This window comes from Flavobacterium daemonense, assembly GCF_007341385.1.
Taxonomy (GTDB): Bacteria; Bacteroidota; Bacteroidia; order Flavobacteriales; family Flavobacteriaceae; genus Flavobacterium; species Flavobacterium daemonense.
The window spans coordinates 45,013-66,644 of record NZ_VJYD01000019.1 but is presented as its reverse complement, the minus strand read 5'-3'; the positions used below and the strand labels follow the sequence as shown (position 1 = coordinate 66,644).

Sequence of the window (21,632 nt, the reverse complement as noted above, 5' to 3'; positions counted from 1 at the left end):
TCATAAACCTATTCTTTTTATTTACAATTACAGTTTATTGGTTTTTCAAAGAAACTTATTGGTCTGTTTATGCTTGGCATCCATTTTAAATAAACTACACAAATACTATCTCCAACTTTATTCAATTCCTCGATATTAGAATTTCCATCATATCTTTTTCCATTGAGCCAAAAATTATAAACTAATGTTGGTTTATGACCACGAATTTTCGAAAGCTCATTTGTCAATATTGATTTTGTACAAATTCCTTGGCTTTTCAATAGTAGATTTCCAATTGCAATTTTCGAAAAGAATAAAATAAAGAAAAGTATAAAGGTGTAGCCTAGCCATTTTCTAAAATTATCTATTTTAACTGACTTCTTTTTATTCATATTTTTATTTTCTCAGCGTTTTCAATCAAGCTGACCGCCAACGTCCCGCTACTACAGCGGGTTTGGGACTAAATTAAGCCCATTCCTCGGATTTGCCAAATCATTCCAAATACAAAATTATTTTTCCATTAAGCCAATTGCCCAAATCCGTTGTAGTAGCTGTTATGAGCAGGCTTTTTATTGCTTCCAAAACTGCCACCATTTCGATTTGTTTTTCTCTCTTTCTCTTTCAATTAAGTCTTTGGTGTCAATTCCGATAGAAGTTCTAGCATTATAGGCTATTAAGTAATCTTTGTGATTTATATAAGACCGAATCTTTTCTTTTATTCTAGGGTCATTTAAGCGAGATAAATAATGAAAAGTAGAAAGCAAAGTATATTTTTCAGTAACATTTCCAAACTCATTCAACGCAATATTTTTCATTTCTTCATCACCACCTTTTATTTCGTTTATATAGCTCGCCCAAATTATTCTCGTCGATGCCCTTTTTGTTGATTCCAATTTCTTTTTCAACGCTTGCAATGAATTTTCGGATTTCATAATTGCTAGAGTTTCACCAATTAAAATATCGTCATTCTTTTTAAGCCTTTCAATTAAGTTTCGCTCAACTTCGACTTTTTCGACTTCTGAAAGTGAGAGAATGATATGCTCGTTACTAAATCCATTCCGATGTTGATAATCAGCTGGAGGAATAATTTCTTTTAGTAGTTGTTTAATTTCTCTCACTTCGTTTCTTTAAGCTTGCTCATAACGTCCCACTACTACAGCGGGTTTGGGACTAAATTAAGCCCATTCTTCGGATTTGCCAAATCATCCCAAATACAAAACCATTTTTCCATTAAGCCTATTGCCCAAATCCGTTGTAGTAGCTGTTATGTGTAGTGCCTTTATACGCTTTTGTACAATTTCACAGGATATTCTGTTATTAAATTCCATTCAGAATCTTTTGAAATGTCCAATTCTATTTTTTTATCTGAATGATTAATTTTCAATTTTTCAAAGGCTTTTTCAACTAATTCTATATTTATAGCGTAAAACCAATACATTCTTGCACCGTCATAAGTTTCCACTAAAAATATAATTCCATTATCATTCAGAAGATCAATTGTTTCTTTATCAAAGTCAAACAGTGACTTATTGTAATCAGAAGTTGGAAGTCCATTTTCTTTTATACTATCGAAATGATGCGTTATACAAACGAGATTTTGATATATTTTTTTGAATTGCCATATGTTTTTATAATTAGGAATTCTTAAATAAAGAGGAAGTCCTTCATATTCTATTTTTGTTGTTAACCATTCCATTTTTTCTGTCAATTTATTTTGGCTATATCATGTAAGAGTAAAAATTATAATTACTAAAGTTAAGATTTGTATATTTTTCACTCAGATTTTCTTTGGCATTACACATAACTAGTATATATGTATGACAAAATCATACAAAGCCATTCAATTTTGGGCAGATATGTATGATAAACGTCATATTGTATTTGTAAATCAAATATATGATAATTCTTTATAATTCATCAAAGGGACTTTTAATTTGTTGAATACTTTTAGTACTTACATGTGTGTAAATTTCGGTCGTTTTACTGCTGCTATGACCTAATAATTCTTGTATATAACGTAAATCAGTTCCGCTCTCTAATAAATGTGTTGCATAGCTGTGGCGCATCCAGTGAAGGGTTACTGGTTTTGTGGTGCCAACTTTTTGTAAGGCTTGTTTCAAAACACTTTGTAAGCTCTGCTCTGAATATTTTTCTCCCGAACTTTGACCTTCAAACAACCAAATACTCGGTTTATATATCGTATAATATTCTCTAAGCATTTGTAATATTTTAGGCGATAAGGGCGAAATTCGGTCTTTTTTGCCTTTTGCTTGTCTAATAATAACAATTCCTCTCTTAGAATCAATATCGGCAGGTTTCAAGTTTAGAAGTTCACTTCGGCGCAAGCCACAACTATAAATCAACGAAAGCATTGCTTTGTGTTTGATGTTAGAATGTGCATTCAAAATCAATTTTATTTCTTCTTTACTCAAAACGTTGGGCAAAATTTTTGACCTTTTGGGACGATGAATTTTGTCAATTTCGATTTTAGTTTTGCGTACTGTAGTGAAAAATAATTTCAAGGCATTGACGATTTGATTTTGATAGGACGAAGAAAGGTTGTTTTTAAGAATATATTCGTTGTTGTAAATAAATACGTCCTCATTGGTAATTTCTGAAATGTTTTTTTCTCTATAAAATACTAAAAAAGATTTTAAAGCTTCAGAATACGTTTTGATCGTGTTTGGGCTGTATCTCTTAGAAGAAAGCCATTGAACGAATTTTTTTATTTGCTCGAAACCCTCCTCTGAAGGTAAAGAATGAGAAAAAGGAACTAAATGAAATCTTGCCCTGTTTTCAGTCGTGTCAGGTAGATGCCAAACACCTAAAGTTTGACTCCAACGTGAACCTGTCAGCTTTTTTATTCGAGTTATTAAGTCAGCATTTTTTTCAAAATAAACCGCAATTCTTTTTTCTTTTTTATGGATGATAATTTTAGCTTCCCAATTCATAAATATAAATTTCAGACCACTAAAGTAAGAAAAAAGCCTCAATTTTAAAAGCGTGATCTCGGAATCAGCATGCTCAAAAAGAAAAATCAATCAAAACATTCCATCATTAAAAGATCACCTTCACGATGCGAAATGGTTACGATTCCGTCTTGCTCAACAGAATTACTGCTTCCGGTTCTGTAGCCCATTGTAAGCGTATCGTTTTGCAATTCATATTTTAAATTGTTAGAGTAAATTCCGTTTACAACCCCAATTGGAATTAGAGAAATTGGAGTTTTTGCGGTGTACCATTTTTCGAATTTCGAAGGAAGCAAAAATATTTTTGAGTGATCGTCAAGAATAACGATTTTAAGCAAATCGCGATAACGAACAATGTTGGTAAGATTTGTAATCGTGTGATCAGCGCGTTTTCCGGTTGCCCAAACAACGTTTACGGCTGGAATTTTTCGTTCAATCAAATAATCAAATGCCTTTTCTAAATCGGTTTTGTCTTGATCTGGTGTATGCACAATTTCTATCGGAAACTGAGAAGTTTTATAAATTTCGGGATCAAAACCACGATCAAAATCGCCTAAAAGAACATCGACTTTGATGCCTAAATCAATTACTCTTTCTATAGCCGAGTCTAAAACAACAACAAGAGGCGACCATTCAAGCAATTGCCCTAATAGTTCAGGATCACAGGCGGCTCCGTTTGCAATTATTAAAGCTGGTTCCTGATCGTCGCGGACTATATGATGTGATGACATGAAGTATTTTTTAATGTGAAGCAAATATACGGCTAGTATTTTAGATTGCAGATTTTAGTCCCGATAATTATCGGGATAGATTTTTTTCCAGCTTTGAAATAATCTAAAATCTACATTCTAAAATCAAAAATCAAGTAATCGTCTATGATAATTTATTTGTCCTAAATGATACGCTAAATGTGTAGAAAGATGAACCAGAAAAAATCCAGTTGTCATTTCTTTTTCGAATACAATTTGCGGATAAATGGCATTTAAATCGGCTTCAGTCAAAGAATCTAATGCATTATTTACAACCACAATTGTGTCGTCAATTTTCTGGATTAATTCTGCTTTAGGAATATCTTTTAATGAAAATTCCAAAGGACGATTTCTAATGTAACCTGTTTCACCAATTTCTGCTCCAATAAAATTATTGATGTTTCCAATAAGATGCAAGCAAAGATTTCCTGCCGAATTTGAAATATTTTTATCAATTTCCCAAAGTTTGCTTTCGTCTTGATACGATTCAATTTCGACTTTTAATTTGTTTAAGTCTCTTTTAAATAGTGATTTAAGAGTATCTGTCAACATGATATTTGATTTTTTTGGGAGTAATAAATTAGCTTCTGTTTTTTATCGGAATCCAAATTTCTTCTTCAGAATTTGGATCGTCTTTTTTGTATTTTTCGTCCATAACAGCAAAATGCGGTCTGTCGTCTACCGTATATTCTGAGTTAGGAAGCCATTCTGCAAAAATCGTATGATAAGTTTTATGTCCTTCGCTGGCTGGGCCTTTATGAATAAATACAGCATAAATTCCGGTCGGAATTATCAATTTTTCCATTTCTTCGGGTATCACAGGAAAGTTTTTAACTTCTACAGCTGCCCATTTTTGGAAAGTCTTGCTGGCATCAAAATTGTCGAAATAACCATTCGGAAAAACTTCAAGCGAGTATAAATTTGAATCAATTGTATTTTTGATTTCCTTTCGTCTTGGCATAAAACCGTTCCATAATTGAAAGGTATGATTTTCAATAAACGACATTTCAACATGTTTGCCGACCAATTTTTTTTCGGTTAAAATTTTAATTCGGGCGTCCATTTTAGTAGGTTTATTTGATAGTATATTTTTTAAAATCGGTTTCGCTCAGTGAAAAATAACCAAGCGGATAATTGTCTTTATTAGTTGTGTTGATGATATTCCCTTTTACCGTTGCCGGAGGCGATTGAAATGGCCCGCCAACGTTTGTGCCTGCAATACTTACTAAGATACTCATATAATTGTAATATTGTTTCGAAATTCCGAAATGAGTTATCTCGATTTCGTCTCCAGGTTTCAGTTCATCATCATCAGAAAGGCTGAAAAACTCGTTGCCTTGAAAAAATTTATCGTCGTCAACATAATAATTTGATTTGACTTTATTTGAATATAGGTATTTGTACAAATAGAAGTTATCAGCATCACCAGGATCATTATAATAGGCTCTTATTTCAATATCTTTTCCTGTAAATCCGCCTTGGTTATTTTGGTCAATATGTGTTATAGGCGCAACAGATTTAAAAGTTTCGGTTGCTGTATAAGTTTGTCCATTTGTTTTTACGGTCAAAGTGTAGTCTGTATTCAAAACGGGTTTGAAATTAGTGCAGACATAACGTCCCGTTTTTGGTACCTCTATAAAATTAAACTGCTCGTTAGCGCTGTTTTTTATAAAAATCTGAGCGCCTGAAACTGTCGGAATCACATTTTGATAGTACCCCGTTGTTGTAGTCAGTTTTATAGTCTGTTGTTTGCCGGTTGTTCCTTTTTGCCAATTAATCGCGGCTTCAATAACTAGTTTTGGCGGAGCGGTATCTAAATCGACATCAACAACTTCTTCACAGCCGGCAAAGAGAATCGAGATAAAAATTACAATTAGTAAAGCTGTTTTTTTCATAATATGCTTTTTAATAAAAAGAAATATTTAAAATCTAAAATTGTAACTCACAGCAGGTACAATTCCAAAAATGGAAGTTTTTACGGCTTCATTTGCGCCTGTGTCTACATTTTGGCGGAAATTGATTGAAGCAGCATTCTTGCGATTATATAAATTATAAATACTAAAAACCCATTCGCCTTTCCAGTTTCGGTCTTTGTTTTTTCTAGGAGTCAATGTCGCCGAAACATCTAAATGATGATAAGCGGGCAATCTGTTTTTGTTGCGCAAGCCATAACTCGGAACAGTAATTCCTAAATATTCATATTGACCGTTCGGATAAGTAACTGGTTGTCCGGTCTGTAACGCAAAGTTAGCACCAAAAGACCATTTTTCGTTCAAATTATAAGCAGAAGTTACAGCCAAATTGTGTGTTTTATCGTAAGCCGAATTATACCATTCACCATTATTGATTCCTGTTTCTTCTGGAGTTCTGCCTGGAGTTTGTTGTTCAGATTTTGATAACGTGTAGGAAATCCATCCGTTGAATTTGCCTTCATTTTTCTTCGCCATAATTTCTAAACCATACGCACGCATATGTCCGTTCAAAATTACTTGTTCAATGGCATTATTTGCAATCAAATCGGCTCCGTCGATATAATCCAATCTGTTTTGAATTTTTTTATAATACGTTTCCACTTCAAGTGAATAAGCGCCGTTTTTGATATTTCTGAAATAACCCAACGCAACTTGGTCGGCAAGCTGTGGTTTGATGTAATTATCACTTGGCATCCAGACATCCAGCGGAGTAGGAGATGAGGTGTTTGAAATCAATTGAAGATATTGCGCCATTCGGTTGTAGCTTGCTTTAATGGCTTGTTCATCATTTAGCTGATAAGAAACTGAAAACCGAGGCTCTAAATTGTTGTAACTTTTAATGGATTTGTTTTTGCTGTAATATTCGGTGCCAATTGGAGTTGCTTTTTCGTAAATCTGCATATCGGTATCGAATATAACCGGATTGTTGTTCTCGTAAAGATTTACAGACGAAGGTCCTAAACGGTAAAACATACTGTATCGTAATCCGTATGCAACAGTGATTTTTTTCGAAAGCTGATTTTCGGCATCAATATAAATAGAAGGTTCAAAAGCGTATTTTTTATCCAATTGATCCGGATTAATTCCAGAATCTGGACTGCTTGGTTTAATCGTCCCGGGATTAAATTTGTAGTAAATTCCGTTTAAGCCGTAGCTCAATTTGAATTTATCCGAAATATAATGTTTGAAATCGTATTTGATGTTATAGTTCTGAATGCCCGAATCCCATTTAAAACCAACAAAATCCAGATCAAGTCCGTAGTAATAATCACTGTAAATCATCGATAAATTTGAAAACAGTTTATCAGAATATAAATGATTCCAACGCAGATTTAAAGTTGAATTTCCGTAGATATTGGTAAAACTTTTGTTCAAGCTGAAAACATCGCGCCCAAAATAACCTGACAAATACAGACTATTATTATCGTTTAATTTATAGCTTAATTTGGTATTCAAATCATAAAAATAAGCTGCATTATCTTTTTGATCTTTTGACAATTTTAAAAACAGATGGGCATAAGAAGCTCTTCCGCCAATTAAAAACGAGCCTTTATCTTTTACCAAAGGACCTTCTGCCAAAAGCCGACTCGAAATTAATCCGATTCCTCCGTTTACATGAAATTCTTTGCTGTTTCCGTCTTTCTGATAAATATCCAAAACAGAAGAAGCTCGTCCGCCAAAGCGTGCTGGAATTCCGCCTTTATACAATTTCAAATCTTTTATCGCATCTGGATTAAAAACCGAGAAAAAACCAAAAACGTGAGAAGAATTAAAAATAGTAGCTTCGTCTAATAAAATCAAATTCTGATCAGCACCGCCGCCGCGAACATTAAAGCCTGATGCGCCTTGGCCAGCATTTGTTACACCCGGAAGCAATAAAATAGATTTTAAAACATCAACTTCTCCTAAAACCACTGGCATTTTTTTAATCGTGGCAATCGAGAGTTTATTGGCGCTCATTTCGGGAGACTTGATATTGACTTTGCCTTTATTTTCTGCAATTACAACTTCTTGAAGTTCCTGGCCAACGCCTTCGCTGAGGCTCGAATTGAGTTTGGTATTTTGGTTTAAAATTACGGTTTGCTGTAGAGTTTGATATCCGACATAGCTAATTTCAATTTGATATTCGCCCTTTGGGATGGTAAGCGAATAAAAACCATATTCGTTTGTTGCAGTTCCAATTTTTAAAGATGGAATATAGATATTGACACCAATTAAGGTTTCGTTGCTTTTATTATCTTTAATAGTGCCGCTCAGAGTGAATTTTTCTTGAGAAAAGGATGTGAACGCCGTTAAAACTAAAATAATAAGGATGCCAATTTTTTTTATAATCATCTTTTTGATTTTGTTTTACATAGATAAGAATTCTTACTAATATATTAAAACGGAAACTGTGTTAAACATTGGTTAAGATAAGCAAAAAAGACAACCTTTTAGGGTTGTCTTTTTTATTTATCTGCACAAGCACATTTAGTTATGCTGTGTTATTATTTGATTTTAGCAATAATTGCATTGAATGTTTCGCTAGGACGCATTGCTTTGCTTACTAATTCAGGAGTTGGCTGATAATATCCACCAATGTTTTGTGGTTTTCCTTGTGCTCCAATTAATTCAGCGTCGATTTTAGCTTCGTTAGCTTCAAATTCTGCAGCGATAGGAGTAAAGATTGCTTTTAATTCAGCGTCTTTATTTTGAGCTGCTAAAGCTTGTGCCCAGTAGAATGCTAAATAAAAGTGAGATCCTCTATTATCGATTTGTCCAACTTTACGAGCTGGCGATTTATCATTTGCCAAGAATTTATCGTTAGCTTGATCTAAAGTTTCAGATAAAACAATTGCTTTAGAATTATCTAAAGTTTGTCCTAGATGCTCTAATGAAGCACCAAGAGCTAAAAATTCTCCTAGTGAATCCCAACGTAAATATCCTTCTTCAGTAAATTGCTCAACGTGTTTAGGAGCAGAACCTCCAGCACCAGTTTCGAACAATCCACCACCATTCATTAATGGAACGATAGATAACATTTTTGCAGAAGTTCCAAGTTCTAAAATCGGGAATAAATCTGTTAAGTAATCACGTAAAACGTTTCCAGTTACAGAGATAGTATCTAAACCTTTGATGATTCTGTCTAAAGTAAATTCAGTTGCAGCAATTGGGTTTAAAATACGGATATCTAAGTTTGTAGTATCGTAGTCTTTAAGATATTTTTGAACTTTTACGATCAATTCTCTATCGTGTGCTCTGTTTTCGTCTAACCAGAAAACGGCTGGAGTACTAGATAAACGAGCTCTGTTTACAGCCAATTTAACCCAGTCTTGAATAGGCGCATCTTTTGCTTGACACATTCTGAAAATATCATTTGCTTCAACGTTTTGCTCCATTAAAACATTTCCGTTTGCATCAACAACACGTACAACTCCGTCAGCTTTCATTTGGAAAGTTTTGTCGTGAGATCCGTATTCTTCAGCTTTTTGAGCCATTAATCCAACGTTTGGAACACTTCCCATTGTTTTAGGATCAAAAGCACCATGTTTTTTACAGAAGTCGATTGTTGCAGTGTAAACTCCTGCATAAGAACGGTCTGGAATAACAGCAAATGTATCTTGTGCTTTTCCTTCTTTGTTCCACATTTGTCCAGATGTACGGATCATTGCTGGCATTGAAGCATCAACAATTACGTCAGATGGAACGTGTAAGTTTGTAATTCCTTTATCAGAATTAACCATTGCCAAGGCTGGTCCGTTTGCGATAGCTTGATCAATAGCTGCCTCAACTTCTGCTTGCTCAGGTCTTCCAGCAATTTTAGCATAGATATCACCTAAACCGTTTCTTGTATCAACGTTTAATTCAGCGAATAAAGAAGCGTATTTTTTGAAAACATCTGCAAAATATACTTCAACGATAGCGCCAAAGATAATTGGATCAGAAACTTTCATCATTGTAGCTTTTAAGTGTACAGAAAGTAGAACTCCTGCAGCTTTAGCTTCAGCAATTACATCAGCAGCAAAAGCTTTCAATTTGCTTACGCTTAAAACAGAACTATCAATAATTTCACCAGCTTTTAATGGAGTGCTTGCTTTAAGAACAGTTGTTGAACCATCTTTAGCAACAAATTCGATTTTTACATCATTAGCTTCAGCAACAGTAAGTGATTTTTCACTTCCGTAAAAATCACCACCTGACATAGAAGCCACTTTAGTTTTTGAGTCAGCAGACCAAGCACCCATTGAGTGTGGATTTGCTTTTGCAAAGTTTTTAACAGCTCTTGGAGCTCTACGATCAGAGTTTCCTTCGCGTAAAACTGGGTTTACGGCAGAACCTAAAACTTTTGCATATTTTGCTTTAATTTCTTTTTCAGCATCCGTTTGAGGATCTTCTGGGAAATTAGGAACATTATATCCGTGAGATTGTAATTCAGCAATAGCTGCTTTTAATTGAGGTACAGATGCTGAAATGTTTGGTAATTTGATGATGTTAGCTTCTGGCTTAGTTGCTAATTGACCAAGTTCTGCAAGAGCATCTCCTGTTTTTTGAGCATCTGTCAATGATTCAGGAAAGTTTGATAAAATTCTTCCTGCTAAAGAGATGTCTCTGGTTTCAATAGCGATACCTGCTGTTGAAGTAAACGCCTGCACAATTGGTAACAAAGAATAAGTCGCTAATAAAGGCGCCTCATCAGTTAAGGTGTAAAAAATTTTTGAATTCTGTGTCATTTTTTTTTTTTTTTTTATAATCGTGTCGTCTGAAAGTGACGATATGAAAAGTATAGTCGGCTCAAAACGAGCGGAGCAAATATAATAAAAACACTCCGAAATCGGTGTAGTTTTACTCAGAAATAGAGGAATTATCAGATTGTTATTTCATGCTCTTTAAATTGTCAAATCGATTGTTTTGATATTAAAAAATTACGGTTTTGATATTCGTTAAAAAGAAGGCATAAAAAAAACTCGTTTCAAATGATATGAAACGAGTTTTTTATAACAATTAGACAAATGATTATCTTCTTTTATCTTTAATCTTAGCTTTTTTACCAGTAAGTTCTCTGAAGTAGAAAATTCTAGCTCTACGAACTGCACCTTTCTTGTTGATTTCGATTTTTTGTAAAGCTGGTAAGTTTACTGGGAAGATACGCTCAACTCCAATAGCTCCAGACATTTTACGGATCGTGAAAGTTTCTGTGTTACCAGAACCTCTTCTTTGAATAACAACTCCTTTAAAAAACTGAGTTCTTGTTTTTTCACCCTCTTTAATTTCGTAGAAAACTGTGATAGTATCTCCAGCTCCAAACTCAGGGAAATCTTTTTTAGCAACGAATTCGTTTTGAACGAATTTTAATAAATCTGCCATGATAATTTTAAATTATGGTTTTATATTAGAGCAACATTCACGGATCTCGCCAGAGGTTGGTCAAATTCGGGTGCAAATGTAAAAAATAATTATAAATTATGAATCATAAATTGTGAATTATTTTTAGTTTATTTTGTTTCAAGTTTTAGGTTTCAAGTTGTTGCTATCGAGAGTTTTAACTTGAAACAAAAACAACCTTAAACTTGAAACTAAATTTTAATGTTCTTCTAATAAATCTGGGCGTCTGTTTTTTGTGTGTTCGTAGGCCATATCTTCACGCCATTTATCGATTTTGGCTGCATGACCGCTGGTTAAAACTTCTGGAACTTTCCATCCTTTATAATCTGCTGGTCTGGTATATATAGGTCCAGAAAGTAAATTGTCTTGAAAACTATCAGTCAGGGCAGAGGTTTCATCACTCAATACTCCGGGGATTAATCGAATCAAGGCATCTGATAGAACAATAGCACCTAATTCTCCGCCAGACAAAACGTAATCACCAATAGAGATTTCTTTGGTAATAAAATGATCTCGTACTCGCTGATCAACACCTTTATAATGGCCACATAAAATAATTATGTTTTCATACATTGACATGGTGTTTGCCATTTTTTGATTGAGAGTTTCTCCGTCAGGCGACATATAAATGATTTCGTCATATTCACGCTGGCTTTTTAAATGTGTTATGCAGTCGTCAATAGGCTGAATCGTCATTACCATTCCGGCGCCTCCTCCAAATGGATAATCGTCGACACTTTTTTGCCTGTTAGTACTGTAATCACGCAGATTGTGAAAATGTACTTCGACTAAACCTTTGTCAATGGCACGTTTCATAATTGAGGCCTCAAAAGGGCTTCTTAATAATTCCGGTAAAAGTGTAATAATGTCAATTCGCATTTCGCTCTCAAAAGTTTTGGGTGCAAAGATACAAAGTAAATATGGAGAAAATTAAAACTAGATTTTAAAAAATAGTGGATTGTTTTTTAGTTTTTGGTACTTAAATAAGAGAGATTTTTCTTTCAGTTATTTTATTGTATGTCAAGTAAATAAATAATAATTATATAACATTTCAGGACTTTTATGTAAACTTATTTGAATTAATTTTAAGTAACATTACAACTTCTTAAGTTTGTAAAATATTGCCTTAAATCTAAATCTTCATCTAATGAGAAATATCATACTTTTATGTGTCCTAGTAGTATTGGCATCGTGCGCAAGTTCTAACAATACCGGGGACAAATGGGTCGGAAAATCAAAACAAAATCTTATAAAAAGTTGGGGGACACCTATAAGGACTTTTGATAACAGTACAAATGGCGAGATTCTGGTTTATGCAGATCAGATCTATGAAAAACAAAAAGATCATGATTCTAGGATTGCTGGTACTGCTTATTGGAATTATGTTTATGTTTATGTAGACAAAGCAGGCAAAGTAGTTTCGTATAGAAACGAAAAACAAAACTATGGACCACAATCTATTGATTCTAACAAATTAGCAGGCATGAATTTGTTGACTGCGAAGTAGAAATAGCTTCATGCAGAATTCATTAGAATATTTTTTATATCGCCCAATGTATATAGTCCCTACGGGACAAATTTTGTGGTGCTTGATATTTTTTCTACCAATATTTTGTTCCTAACGGAACTACAGTATTTTATCTCGCCCAATGTATAGTCCCTATGGGACAAATTTTGCATCGCGTAATATTTTTTCTACCAATATTTTGTTCCTAACGGAACTGAGGAATTTTTATATCGCCAAATGTATATCGTCCCTACGGGACAAATTTTCACGTCGTTTAATATTTTTCTACCAATATTCAGTTCCTAACGGAACTAAAGGATTTTTATTCTACCCAATAATATAGCCTCGGCGAGACAAAATCTTGTGTCGCTTAATATAATTTATTCTTCGAAAAATATTCTTCTCATAAATTTTTAAGAATTTTCTTTCTTTTTTGTATTTTTGATTACTTAAATCTATTCCGTTAGGAATAAAATATTGGTAGAAAGAAAAAATAGTTAAGAATTAATGTCCCGTAGGGACTATATCTAAGAAATGCCCAACACATATACACAAATACATATTCATTTTGTATTCGCCGTAAAGTACAGAAATGCAATCATTCACAATACATGGAAAGATGAATTATACAAATATATTTCAGGAGTTATTAAAAATAATAACCATAAGCTGTTGGCCATAAATGGCGTTTCAGATCATATTCATATTTTAATTGGAATAAGACCAGTACAGTCTATCTCTGAATTAATGAAAAGTATAAAACAAAACTCATCAAAATGGATAAATGAAAACAAATTTGTAAATGCTCATTTTGAATGGCAAGAAGGATATGGGGCATTTTCATATAGTAAATCGCATTTGAGTGCTGTTATAAATTATATTCATAATCAAGAACTGCATCATAAAAATAAAACATTCAGAGAGGAATATATTGACTTTCTTAATAAATTTGAAATTGATTTTGATGAAAAGTTTATCTTTAAAGAATTAATTTAAAGATATTTTATGGGATGATTTCTCTACAAAAAATTAAAATCTTCGCGATAAACGGCAGCACTCGCAAAAACGCCAGCAATTTCAAAATTCTAAAACACATTTAAGAAAATATTAAATCGGAATTCGAGATCGAAATTTTCGAGAAATTAGATCAATTGCCCCACTTCAATCCCGATCTTGATAATGAAAATGTACCAAAAAGCGTAACGGAATTCAGAAACAAAATAGCTCAAGCCGATGGCGTTTTAATTTGCACGCCGGAATATGTTTTCAGTTTGCCGGGAACTTTAAAAAATGCTTTAGAATGGTGTGTTTCGACCACTGTTTTTTCAGGAAAAAAGACTGGACTTGTCACTGCTTCCGCTTCAGGTGAAATGGGACATGAGCAACTTTTGCTTGTCATGAAAACGCTTGAGGCCAAATTTGATAATTCTTCAACATTATTAATCCAAGGCATTCGCGGAAAAATGGACAGTGAGGGAAAAATCACGAATTCTGAAACCGTAAAAGCACTTGCCGATTTTATTAATGATTTTGAAAATCAATTTTTTGAGTGATTTGTAAACAGTTTCGATAAAAAGAGTAGCTTTACTTTTGGATTTTTTTGAAATTAAAATGACAACAAGACGAAACTTTATTATTAATACAAGCTTGGCTGCCGCTGCAGTTTTAGCCTTGCCATCATTAGCTTTTACAATGAACAAAAAAGAAATAGGTTTACAGTTATATACATTGCGCGACGAGCTGCCAAAAGACGTAAAATCAACTTTGGAAAATGTTGCAAAAGCTGGTTTTACAACTGTTGAAACATACGGTTTTTCCATAAAAGATCAGTTTTGGGGATTATCGCCAAAAGAATTAAGAAAGATTCTAGACGATAATAATCTAAAAGCGCTGAGCGGACATTATAATTTGGGAAGTTATTTATACGATGGAAATATCGCTGAACTTATTGCGGCAATTGAAGCGGCAAAAATCCTGAAAAACGAATTTCTTACTGTTCCATGGGTTGATGAACCGTATAGAAAGAGCATTCAAGATTACAAAAAGATAGCTTTGCGCTTAAATGAAGCTGCAAAAATGTGTAAAAAAGCAGGGTTGAAATTAGCGTATCACAATCATGATTTTGAATTTCAAAAACATGACGGCGTTACAGGCTATGAAATTTTGCTGACGGAAACCGACAAAGACTTAGTTTATTTTGAATTAGATTTATATTGGGTTGCCCGTTCTGGAAATGACTCTTTAAAATTGTTTAAAGAAAATCCGGGAAGATTTAAAATGTGGCATGTAAAAGATATGGACAAAACAAATCAGGCGCTGAATACTGAAATTGGTTCGGGGTTAATTGATTTTAAGCCATTTTTTGCAGCGGCCAAACAATCTGGAATACTTCATTTTTTTGTTGAACAGGAAAATAATTTTGCCGGAAATGCTTTTGAATCTATTAAAACAAGCTGTGATTTTATTGCGAAAGAATTAATTTAATTCATTATAATTTATGAATAAGCTTGTGTTGGTGCTTTTAGTGATTTTTTGTTCTTGTCAATCAAATAAAAAAGAGAAAACTACTCTCGATGCAACGACAATTGCATTGCTTGAGTCACCGCCACAACCTTATTTTATTGATATTAAAGCCAATGATGTCAAGCTTGCGGATCCTGTTTTTGGCGAATGGCTATATTCGCACAATGAAAGAAAACAAACTTTTGAGCAATTCTTGAGGACAAAACATGTTGTTCCAACCGAAAAGGAAAATATCATTTATTTACAGCCTATAGGTGAATTTAATTTGGAACAGCAAAAACAAATTGAATTAGTTCGTCAATATCTGAAAATATTTTTTCAACTAGAGACTAAGATTTTGGAAAAAGTTTCAAATGATATTGTTCCAGATCGTGCCAGAAGAATTGGCGATATGGAACAGGAACAATTTTTAGCAGGTTATATTTTAAATGATGTTTTAAAAAAAGAAAAACCTTCTGGCGGAATTGCATTAATGGCGATTACAGAAAAGGACTTGTACCCAAAACCGGAATGGAATTATGTTTTTGGATTAGCATCTTATCAAGATAGAATTGCGGTAAGTTCGATTTATAGAATGCAGAAAGACGCCGATTTTACTTTGGCTTTAGATCGATTACTGAAAATTTGCTCGCATGAAATTGGACATATGTTTGGGCTTCATCATTGTACGGAAGCAAATTGTGTTATGAACGGCACAAACAGCATGTATGAAACAGACAGTCATTTGATTAGATTATGTTCGCTTTGTCAAAGAAAGCTGAATTCAGGTTTGAAATATGATAATGTTAAAAGGTTAAAAGAATTAGAAAAATACTTTCAAGAAAACAATCTTGACGCAGGATTAGCGTTGATGCAAAAAGATCTTGAAAAAATTAAAAATAAATAAAATGGCAACTAGTAAAGAATTTATAAAAGGTGACGACATAGAATGGGAAGTTGTAGGAGAGGGAATTAAGCGTAAAATTTTGGCCTATGATGACAGAATTATGCTCGTAAATGTTCATTTTGAAAAAGGCGGTATTGGCGTTTTACACGATCATTACCACTCACAGGTGACGTATATCGCAAGCGGAAAATTTGATGTAACGATAAGTGGTGTAACACAAAACTTAAAAGAAGGAGACAGTTTTTACATTCCGCCTCACGCTGTTCATGGCGTTGTATGTCTTGAAAGCGGCATGCTTACGGATGTTTTTAGTCCGGTTCGCGAAGATTTTTTGAAATAAATTAAATCAGTGATATCCGTGTTTTCGCGATGGCGAATCTGTTTCATCCGCGTTCTAAAATCGAGGCAGATGAGACAGATTCGCCATCGCAAAGACGCGGTTTTACACAGATTTTAGTAAAAAAATAACTTTAATTATAAGTCTAGGTTAAATATTGATGGTATTTTTGCACCATGAATTTATCTAAAACCAATGTCTTGTTTATGGCAGTTTGCACTGGTCTTATAGTTGCAAATCTTTATTACTGCCAGCCTTTGATTGTTTTAATTGCCAACGAATTTAAAATTCCCGAAGCCAGCGCTGGAACAATAACGTATCTGACGCAGGCGGGTTATGCAATTGGGCTGTTTTTTATGGTGCCTCTTGGTGACAAATTAGAACGTAAAAAACAAATTTTGATCACCACTTTTGCTTCTGTAATCGCTTTATTGATTGCAGCAACGGCCAAAAGTTTTCTGATTTTACAAATCGCTTCCTTATTAATCGGAATCACATCGATTGTACCACAGCTTATTTTGCCTTTGGCGGCGTCATTAAGTACGCCAGAACAGCGCGGAAAAGTTATTGGAACAATTATGAGCGGTTTATTAGTCGGGATTTTGCTTTCGAGAACTTTAAGCGGACTTATTGGTCAGGTTTTGGGCTGGCGATCGATGTTTTATATCGCGGCAGGAATTTGTCTGCTGATCTTTTTTGTAATTCAAAGCAAATTTCCAGTCAATAAACCTCAGTTTCAGGGAACTTATGGACAATTGATTCAGTCGCTTTTTACTCTTATAAGAACACAGCCGATTTTGCGTGAAGCTACAGCAATAAATGTTTTCAGTTTTGCTCAATTTGGAGCTTTCTGGACCACAATGGTTTTGTTGCTTTCAGGTGAGCCTTTTCATTTCAATAGCGCGACAATCGGTTTGTTCGGAATTGTTGGTGCTTCTGGAGCTTTGGCGGCGCCTTTGGTGGGTAAAATTGGAGATAAAGGAAATTCCAGAATTGCAGTTGGTTACGGCTGTTTGTTGATCTTGATTAGTTTTCTGATTTTTTATTTTTCAATTGAAAGTGTAATCGGAATTGCAATTGGAATTGTGTTTATTGATATAGGGATTCAAGGCGTTCACATTTCAAATCAGACCCGAGTTTATTCATTATTGCCAGAAGCCAGAAACCGACTAAATACAGTATTTATGTCGTTTAGCTTTTTAGGAACTGCAGCTGGATCTGCATATGGATTAATGCTTTGGAAAATGGGCGGATGGCACGCAGTTGCTATCGGTTGTGTTGGCTTATCAGCATTGTCATTTGTTGTTTATGGACTCACATATAAATCTAAAAATAGAAAGACAAATTGATAAATAATTAATTTGTAAATTTGCATTCGAATAAAAAAAAATACAAAATGGAAAACGGAATATACGCTAAATTCAATACTAGCAAAGGTTCAATTTTAGTAAAATTGACACACGATTTGACACCAGGAACTGTAGGAAACTTTGTTGCTCTTGCAGAAGGAAATATGGAAAATAAAGTAAAACCTCAAGGACAAAAATTCTATGACGGATTAAACTTTCATAGAGTTATCGCTGATTTTATGATTCAGGGTGGTTGTCCTAAAGGAACTGGAACTGGAGATCCTGGATATAAATTTGACGATGAATTTCACCCAACTTTAAAACACGATCGTCCGGGAGTTTTATCTATGGCAAATTCAGGACCTGGAAGCAACGGTTCTCAATTTTTCATTACGCACGTTCCAACTCCTTGGTTAGATGGAAAACACAGTGTTTTTGGATATGTTGTTGAAGGACAAGATGTTGTTGATTCTGTTGCTCAAGGTGATGCATTAGAGTCAGTTGAAATTATCAGAGTTGGTGATGAAGCTCAAAAATTTAATGCGATTGAGGCTTTCATTGGTTTAAAAGGTGCTCGTCTAAAAAGAGAAGCGGCTTTAAAAGCGGAATCTGAAGCAAAAATGGAACAATTAGCTGCTGGTTTTGATAAAACAGAAAGCGGTTTGCGTTATAAAATGATTCAAAAAGGTGAAGGAAAAAGAGCTGAAGCAGGAAAAACAGTTTCTGTTCACTACGAAGGTTCTTTAGAAAACGGAAAAGTTTTTGATTCTTCTTACCCAAGAAAAAAACCAATCGAATTTAAATTAGGAATTGGACAAGTTATCGAAGGATGGGACGAAGGTATTGCTTTATTGCAAGTTGGAGACAAAGCTCGTTTTGTAATTCCATCTGATTTGGCTTACGGACCATCAGGTGCAGGAGGAGTTATTCCACCAAACGCAACTTTGATTTTTGACGTTGAATTAATGGATGTTAAATAAGATTTCTAGAACAATTTAGTATTGTTTTAAATAGTAATCCCATATGTTTTGGCATGTGGGATTTTTTTATATTTACTTAAATTAAAAACAAAGACTAAGCAATGAGATCAAAAATTTTAACTTTAACCGCTGCAGTATTATTACTTGCTTCTTGCGGTACAAAAAAAGCGCCTGCTGCACCAGCTGCGCCTGCAGTAACTGAAACTGCAAAAGCAAAGGAATTAACTCCTGAACTTGCTGCAGGGAAAAGCTTATATGAAAATAGCTGTGCAAAATGTCACAAGTTATATGAACCAACGAAATTCTCAAAAGAAGAATGGCAGCCAATTTTGGTTCGCATGCAGAAAAAAGCAAAATTAGATGATACTAATATGGCTTCGATAACAAATTATATTCACTCGCAATTGTAATATTTGCATTTAGAAACATAAAAAAACTATTCAGTACTTATATTGAATAGTTTTTTTGTTTTCAGACAGATATAAAAAAACACCTTCACGTAAGATGAGGTGTTTATAAAATTTATGCAGTATGTACTTCTTCGTTGTTCACTGCAATTATTTTTAAAGTTTTTACTCCCGCAGGCAATTCCCAATCGACTTGATCATTTTCTTTAAAGCCAATAATCGCAACGCTGATAGGAGCAAGAATTGAAATTTTCGATTCTTTTAAATCAGCAGCCGAAGGTAGAACAATTTGTATGGTCATTTGTTTTTTTGCTTTCACGTCTTCAATAGTCACAAAAGAATTAATTCGGATTATTGACGGATCTAAATCACTTTCTTTACTGATAATCGCGCGATCTAATTCCTTCGATAGCAAATTTGCTTCTTGAGTATTGGTTGCGTTTTTACTTTTTAAAATCAATTCTCTTAAAAATTGATGCTCTGATTTGGTGAATGTGGGAATCGGTTTCATATCTGTGTAAATTTAATTGTATTATTTTTTTTGATTTTTTTCTTCTTTAAAATGTAGAAAGCAAGCGCTCAGAACTTTTAAAAAGCCTGATTTTCAAATTGCTTAAATGTGGAAAAACAAAAAAGTATCTGACTAAAATTTGATTTTGTCAAATAAAATAATGTTTTAAAGAGATGTAAATCCTCCGCCTGAAAGAAGAAATGAAATAGACGGAGGCCTAATTAATAAAGGCCTTGCTGTGTGAGATAAATACAGCAGAAAGCGGTTTTCTTGGAGAAGAAAACACTAGTGTTAAAACTGTAAATAAGAGTAGTGAACTCACAATGGAATTTTTTGCTTGTTTTACAAATATAACAAACTTTTTTAAGATAATTCCATTTGATATTGCAGTGAATGTTTGGTTTTTATTTGGCCACAGATTTGCTTCGCCTGTTCGCTATCGCTCGAGTCAGAGATTAAAATGATTTAAAAAGTGAGTGGAAAAAATGTTCACGCAGATTCTGCGGATTAGCAGATTAATCTTTTGGCAACTAAAGAAAATCTGCTAATCTGCAAAATCTGCGAGAGTTTTTAACCAAAGATTTTTTTTACGTACAAAGTTTAAATCCTTTTAATCTGTAAAATCTGTGGCAAAAGGTTATTTTACGAATTTAAAAATTCAAGTAAATCTTGGTTTAATTTGTCTCTGTCGGTGTAAAATAAACCATGTGGAGCGCCTTCATAAACAATATAAGTATTGTTTTCAATGGATTGTGATGCTTTTTTAGAAGTCAAATCGATAGGAACAATTTTATCGTCGTTTCCATGAATAATCAAAGTTGGAACATTTACAGACTGAAGTTCGCTTCTAAAATCAGTATAAGAAAAAGATTCTGCGCATTTCAAGGTTGCATGCGGAGAAGCAAAAGAACAAAGCATTCTGTAATATTCTAATAAAGCAGTACTTAAAGGTTTGTTGATGATGTTTACACCAAAAAATGTTTTCCCAAAATTATCTAAAAAACCAATTCGGTCTTCTTTAATTGCTGCTGCGGTTGATTCGCTTTTTTCTCTCGGATGACCATCAGGATTGTCTTCTGTTTTTAGTAAAAATGGAATAATTGAGGAAATCAAAGCGGCTTTTTCAACACCTTTTCCATGATGTCTGCTGAAATAGCGTACTACTTCACCGCCTCCCATAGAAAAACCAACAAGTGTTACATTTTCCAGTTGAAGCTGCTCAATAATTTCGCTTAAATCATCGGTTAAAGTATCGTAATCGTAACCTTCCCAAGGCTGAGATGATTTCCCGAATCCACGGCGGTCGTATGCGATTACCCTGTAATTATTTTGAACCAAAAATTCGGTTTGATATTCCCACATTTCGTTTGAAAGCGGCCAACCATGAATCAAAATTACTGGTTTTCCTTTTCCGTAATCTTTTACATATAGTTTTACATTTTTTGCAACTTCAATATATTTATCGCTATTTGATTTATTAACTTCATAATCAAAATCTTGAAGAGAAATTCCCGGACTTATTACACCATTTTCCATATTGTATGTTTTTACTGTTAGTTCATTCAATGTCTAGTAAAATTAAATGTGATGCCAGAAAAACTAGTTATAGAATTAGTGCAATTCGTTACAAAATTATAGGTTTGTAAATAAACTAGATAGCATACAAAATGGATTTAACTTGGAACGAATTTGAAAGAACAGACATGCGAGTAGGAACCATTGTTGAGGTAAATGATTTTCCCGAAGCAAGAAAACCAGCATTTCAATTGACAATAGATTTTGGTTCGGAAATAGGAATCAGAAAATCATCGGCGCAAATTACGAAGCGTTATATAAAAGAAGATTTGGTAAACAGGCAAATCGTTGCGGTTGTGAATTTTCCGAAAAAACAAATCGGAAAATTTATGAGCGAATGTCTGGTTCTCGGTGCTGTAGGTGAGGAGGGCGATGTTATTTTATTAGCGCCGGATTTTAAAATACCGAATGGACTTAGGATTGGGTAAATTTTTATTAAACACATAGAAACATAGTTCAATAAACTTGAAAAAAGGCATTTCATTTGTTTAAATACACATAGCTATGTGTGAAGAAACGAGTTTCT

Annotated in this window: 24 protein-coding genes; 10 read left to right on the top strand and 14 right to left on the bottom strand. The window is 33.9% G+C overall.

The genetic code is table 11. From position 1 onward, the window contains the following. Positions 1-17: 17 nt before the first annotated feature. The 12 genes from FND99_RS18740 to trmD all read right to left on the bottom strand — a co-directional run bounded on the left by FND99_RS18740 (position 18) and on the right by trmD (position 11,910). Entirely contained in the window at positions 18-371 is a 354-nt protein-coding gene (locus FND99_RS18740; RefSeq protein WP_144339462.1) for a hypothetical protein, read from the bottom strand. 177 nt (positions 372-548) lie between these two features. Then, positions 549-1,097 carry a hypothetical protein gene (locus FND99_RS18735; protein WP_144339461.1) on the bottom strand — a complete coding sequence of 183 codons (549 nt, stop codon included), beginning with the start codon at positions 1,095-1,097 and terminating at the stop codon, positions 549-551. Between the two features lie 161 nt (positions 1,098-1,258). Continuing rightward, entirely contained in the window at positions 1,259-1,675 is a 417-nt protein-coding gene (locus tag FND99_RS18730; RefSeq protein ID WP_144339460.1) for a DUF695 domain-containing protein, read from the bottom strand. Between the two features lie 211 nt (positions 1,676-1,886). Beyond that, positions 1,887-2,930 (bottom strand): site-specific tyrosine recombinase/integron integrase, encoded by a 1,044-nt coding sequence (xerA, locus tag FND99_RS18725; protein WP_144339459.1) that lies wholly within the window; start codon positions 2,928-2,930, stop codon positions 1,887-1,889. 86 nt (positions 2,931-3,016) lie between these two features. Further along, the gene (locus FND99_RS18720; RefSeq protein ID WP_144339458.1) at positions 3,017-3,679 is read right to left on the bottom strand and encodes a thiamine diphosphokinase; all 663 of its coding nucleotides are present in this window, start codon (positions 3,677-3,679) and stop codon (positions 3,017-3,019) included. 123 nt (positions 3,680-3,802) lie between these two features. Then, positions 3,803-4,249 (bottom strand): DinB family protein, encoded by a 447-nt coding sequence (locus tag FND99_RS18715; RefSeq protein ID WP_144339457.1) that lies wholly within the window; start codon positions 4,247-4,249, stop codon positions 3,803-3,805. A gap of 28 nt (positions 4,250-4,277) precedes the next feature. Next, positions 4,278-4,760 carry a GyrI-like domain-containing protein gene (locus FND99_RS18710; protein ID WP_144339456.1) on the bottom strand — a complete coding sequence of 161 codons (483 nt, stop codon included), beginning with the start codon at positions 4,758-4,760 and terminating at the stop codon, positions 4,278-4,280. A gap of 10 nt (positions 4,761-4,770) precedes the next feature. After that, on the bottom strand, positions 4,771-5,592 hold the full coding sequence (locus FND99_RS18705; protein WP_144339455.1) for a DUF4249 domain-containing protein: 822 nt from the start codon (positions 5,590-5,592) through the stop codon (positions 4,771-4,773). 27 nt (positions 5,593-5,619) lie between these two features. Continuing rightward, a complete protein-coding gene (locus FND99_RS18700; protein ID WP_144339454.1) occupies positions 5,620-8,004 on the bottom strand; it encodes a TonB-dependent receptor in 2,385 nt (794 codons plus the stop codon). A 152-nt stretch (positions 8,005-8,156) separates the two neighbouring features. After that, complete coding sequence (locus FND99_RS18695) at positions 8,157-10,379, bottom strand: NADP-dependent isocitrate dehydrogenase (RefSeq protein WP_144339453.1); 2,223 nt, start codon at positions 10,377-10,379, stop codon at positions 8,157-8,159. A 283-nt stretch (positions 10,380-10,662) separates the two neighbouring features. Next, positions 10,663-11,013: a 50S ribosomal protein L19 gene (gene rplS / locus FND99_RS18690; RefSeq protein ID WP_073487327.1), complete on the bottom strand. Its 351-nt coding sequence runs from the start codon at positions 11,011-11,013 to the stop codon at positions 10,663-10,665. Positions 11,014-11,229: 216 nt separating this feature from the next. After that, on the bottom strand, positions 11,230-11,910 hold the full coding sequence (gene trmD, locus FND99_RS18685; RefSeq protein WP_144339452.1) for a tRNA (guanosine(37)-N1)-methyltransferase TrmD: 681 nt from the start codon (positions 11,908-11,910) through the stop codon (positions 11,230-11,232). A gap of 268 nt (positions 11,911-12,178) precedes the next feature. Between trmD and FND99_RS18680 the strand changes: the two genes are divergently transcribed. From FND99_RS18680 to FND99_RS18640, 9 genes are all read left to right on the top strand, one after another. Continuing rightward, positions 12,179-12,538 carry a hypothetical protein gene (locus tag FND99_RS18680; protein WP_144339451.1) on the top strand — a complete coding sequence of 120 codons (360 nt, stop codon included), beginning with the start codon at positions 12,179-12,181 and terminating at the stop codon, positions 12,536-12,538. A 534-nt stretch (positions 12,539-13,072) separates the two neighbouring features. Then, positions 13,073-13,534 (top strand): IS200/IS605 family transposase, encoded by a 462-nt coding sequence (gene tnpA / locus FND99_RS18675; RefSeq protein WP_144339450.1) that lies wholly within the window; start codon positions 13,073-13,075, stop codon positions 13,532-13,534. Positions 13,535-13,644: 110 nt separating this feature from the next. After that, positions 13,645-14,091 carry an NADPH-dependent FMN reductase gene (locus FND99_RS18670; protein WP_342777802.1) on the top strand — a complete coding sequence of 149 codons (447 nt, stop codon included), beginning with the start codon at positions 13,645-13,647 and terminating at the stop codon, positions 14,089-14,091. 58 nt (positions 14,092-14,149) lie between these two features. Then, positions 14,150-15,022, top strand: coding sequence for a sugar phosphate isomerase/epimerase family protein (locus tag FND99_RS18665; RefSeq protein ID WP_144339449.1), 873 nt, complete (start codon positions 14,150-14,152; stop codon positions 15,020-15,022). A gap of 13 nt (positions 15,023-15,035) precedes the next feature. Then, the gene (locus tag FND99_RS18660) at positions 15,036-15,947 is read left to right on the top strand and encodes a reprolysin-like metallopeptidase (protein ID WP_144339448.1); all 912 of its coding nucleotides are present in this window, start codon (positions 15,036-15,038) and stop codon (positions 15,945-15,947) included. Position 15,948: 1 nt separating this feature from the next. Next, positions 15,949-16,287, top strand: coding sequence for a cupin domain-containing protein (locus tag FND99_RS18655; protein WP_144339447.1), 339 nt, complete (start codon positions 15,949-15,951; stop codon positions 16,285-16,287). A 203-nt stretch (positions 16,288-16,490) separates the two neighbouring features. Then, a complete protein-coding gene (locus FND99_RS18650; protein ID WP_246074246.1) occupies positions 16,491-17,633 on the top strand; it encodes an MFS transporter in 1,143 nt (380 codons plus the stop codon). Positions 17,634-17,680: 47 nt separating this feature from the next. Then, positions 17,681-18,613, top strand: a complete 933-nt coding sequence (locus FND99_RS18645; RefSeq protein ID WP_144339445.1) for a peptidylprolyl isomerase — start codon at positions 17,681-17,683, stop codon at positions 18,611-18,613. Positions 18,614-18,714: 101 nt separating this feature from the next. Next, the gene (locus FND99_RS18640; protein ID WP_144339444.1) at positions 18,715-19,023 is read left to right on the top strand and encodes a c-type cytochrome; all 309 of its coding nucleotides are present in this window, start codon (positions 18,715-18,717) and stop codon (positions 19,021-19,023) included. A gap of 112 nt (positions 19,024-19,135) precedes the next feature. On the opposite strand, the gene FND99_RS18635 is transcribed toward FND99_RS18640, so the two are convergent. Together FND99_RS18635 and FND99_RS18630 are read right to left on the bottom strand one after the other, a co-directional pair. Beyond that, on the bottom strand, positions 19,136-19,531 hold the full coding sequence (locus tag FND99_RS18635) for a GreA/GreB family elongation factor (protein ID WP_144339443.1): 396 nt from the start codon (positions 19,529-19,531) through the stop codon (positions 19,136-19,138). 642 nt (positions 19,532-20,173) lie between these two features. Continuing rightward, positions 20,174-21,067 carry an alpha/beta fold hydrolase gene (locus FND99_RS18630; protein ID WP_144339442.1) on the bottom strand — a complete coding sequence of 298 codons (894 nt, stop codon included), beginning with the start codon at positions 21,065-21,067 and terminating at the stop codon, positions 20,174-20,176. Between the two features lie 131 nt (positions 21,068-21,198). Here FND99_RS18630 and FND99_RS18625 point away from each other — a divergent pair, with 131 nt between their 5' ends. After that, entirely contained in the window at positions 21,199-21,534 is a 336-nt protein-coding gene (locus FND99_RS18625) for a tRNA-binding protein (RefSeq protein WP_144339441.1), read from the top strand. Positions 21,535-21,632: the final 98 nt, after the last annotated feature.

What these genes read in the sequence shown, in the direction of transcription:
- FND99_RS18740 (WP_144339462.1), bottom strand. Translation starts at nt 371, where the DNA reads ATGAATAAAAAGAAGTCAGTTAAAATAGATAATTTTAGAAAATGGCTA.
- FND99_RS18730 (WP_144339460.1), bottom strand. Translation starts at nt 1,675, where the DNA reads ATGGAATGGTTAACAACAAAAATAGAATATGAAGGACTTCCTCTTTAT.
- xerA (WP_144339459.1), bottom strand. Translation starts at nt 2,930, where the DNA reads ATGAATTGGGAAGCTAAAATTATCATCCATAAAAAAGAAAAAAGAATT.
- FND99_RS18720 (WP_144339458.1), bottom strand. Translation starts at nt 3,679, where the DNA reads ATGTCATCACATCATATAGTCCGCGACGATCAGGAACCAGCTTTAATA.
- FND99_RS18715 (WP_144339457.1), bottom strand. Translation starts at nt 4,249, where the DNA reads ATGTTGACAGATACTCTTAAATCACTATTTAAAAGAGACTTAAACAAA.
- FND99_RS18710 (WP_144339456.1), bottom strand. Translation starts at nt 4,760, where the DNA reads ATGGACGCCCGAATTAAAATTTTAACCGAAAAAAAATTGGTCGGCAAA.
- FND99_RS18705 (WP_144339455.1), bottom strand. Translation starts at nt 5,592, where the DNA reads ATGAAAAAAACAGCTTTACTAATTGTAATTTTTATCTCGATTCTCTTT.
- FND99_RS18700 (WP_144339454.1), bottom strand. Translation starts at nt 8,004, where the DNA reads ATGATTATAAAAAAAATTGGCATCCTTATTATTTTAGTTTTAACGGCG.
- FND99_RS18695 (WP_144339453.1), bottom strand. Translation starts at nt 10,379, where the DNA reads ATGACACAGAATTCAAAAATTTTTTACACCTTAACTGATGAGGCGCCT.
- rplS (WP_073487327.1), bottom strand. Translation starts at nt 11,013, where the DNA reads ATGGCAGATTTATTAAAATTCGTTCAAAACGAATTCGTTGCTAAAAAA.
- trmD (WP_144339452.1), bottom strand. Translation starts at nt 11,910, where the DNA reads ATGCGAATTGACATTATTACACTTTTACCGGAATTATTAAGAAGCCCT.
- FND99_RS18680 (WP_144339451.1), top strand. Translation starts at nt 12,179, where the DNA reads ATGAGAAATATCATACTTTTATGTGTCCTAGTAGTATTGGCATCGTGC.
- tnpA (WP_144339450.1), top strand. Translation starts at nt 13,073, where the DNA reads ATGCCCAACACATATACACAAATACATATTCATTTTGTATTCGCCGTA.
- FND99_RS18665 (WP_144339449.1), top strand. Translation starts at nt 14,150, where the DNA reads ATGACAACAAGACGAAACTTTATTATTAATACAAGCTTGGCTGCCGCT.
- FND99_RS18660 (WP_144339448.1), top strand. Translation starts at nt 15,036, where the DNA reads ATGAATAAGCTTGTGTTGGTGCTTTTAGTGATTTTTTGTTCTTGTCAA.
- FND99_RS18655 (WP_144339447.1), top strand. Translation starts at nt 15,949, where the DNA reads ATGGCAACTAGTAAAGAATTTATAAAAGGTGACGACATAGAATGGGAA.
- FND99_RS18650 (WP_246074246.1), top strand. Translation starts at nt 16,491, where the DNA reads ATGGCAGTTTGCACTGGTCTTATAGTTGCAAATCTTTATTACTGCCAG.
- FND99_RS18645 (WP_144339445.1), top strand. Translation starts at nt 17,681, where the DNA reads ATGGAAAACGGAATATACGCTAAATTCAATACTAGCAAAGGTTCAATT.
- FND99_RS18640 (WP_144339444.1), top strand. Translation starts at nt 18,715, where the DNA reads ATGAGATCAAAAATTTTAACTTTAACCGCTGCAGTATTATTACTTGCT.
- FND99_RS18635 (WP_144339443.1), bottom strand. Translation starts at nt 19,531, where the DNA reads ATGAAACCGATTCCCACATTCACCAAATCAGAGCATCAATTTTTAAGA.
- FND99_RS18630 (WP_144339442.1), bottom strand. Translation starts at nt 21,067, where the DNA reads ATGGAAAATGGTGTAATAAGTCCGGGAATTTCTCTTCAAGATTTTGAT.
- FND99_RS18625 (WP_144339441.1), top strand. Translation starts at nt 21,199, where the DNA reads ATGGATTTAACTTGGAACGAATTTGAAAGAACAGACATGCGAGTAGGA.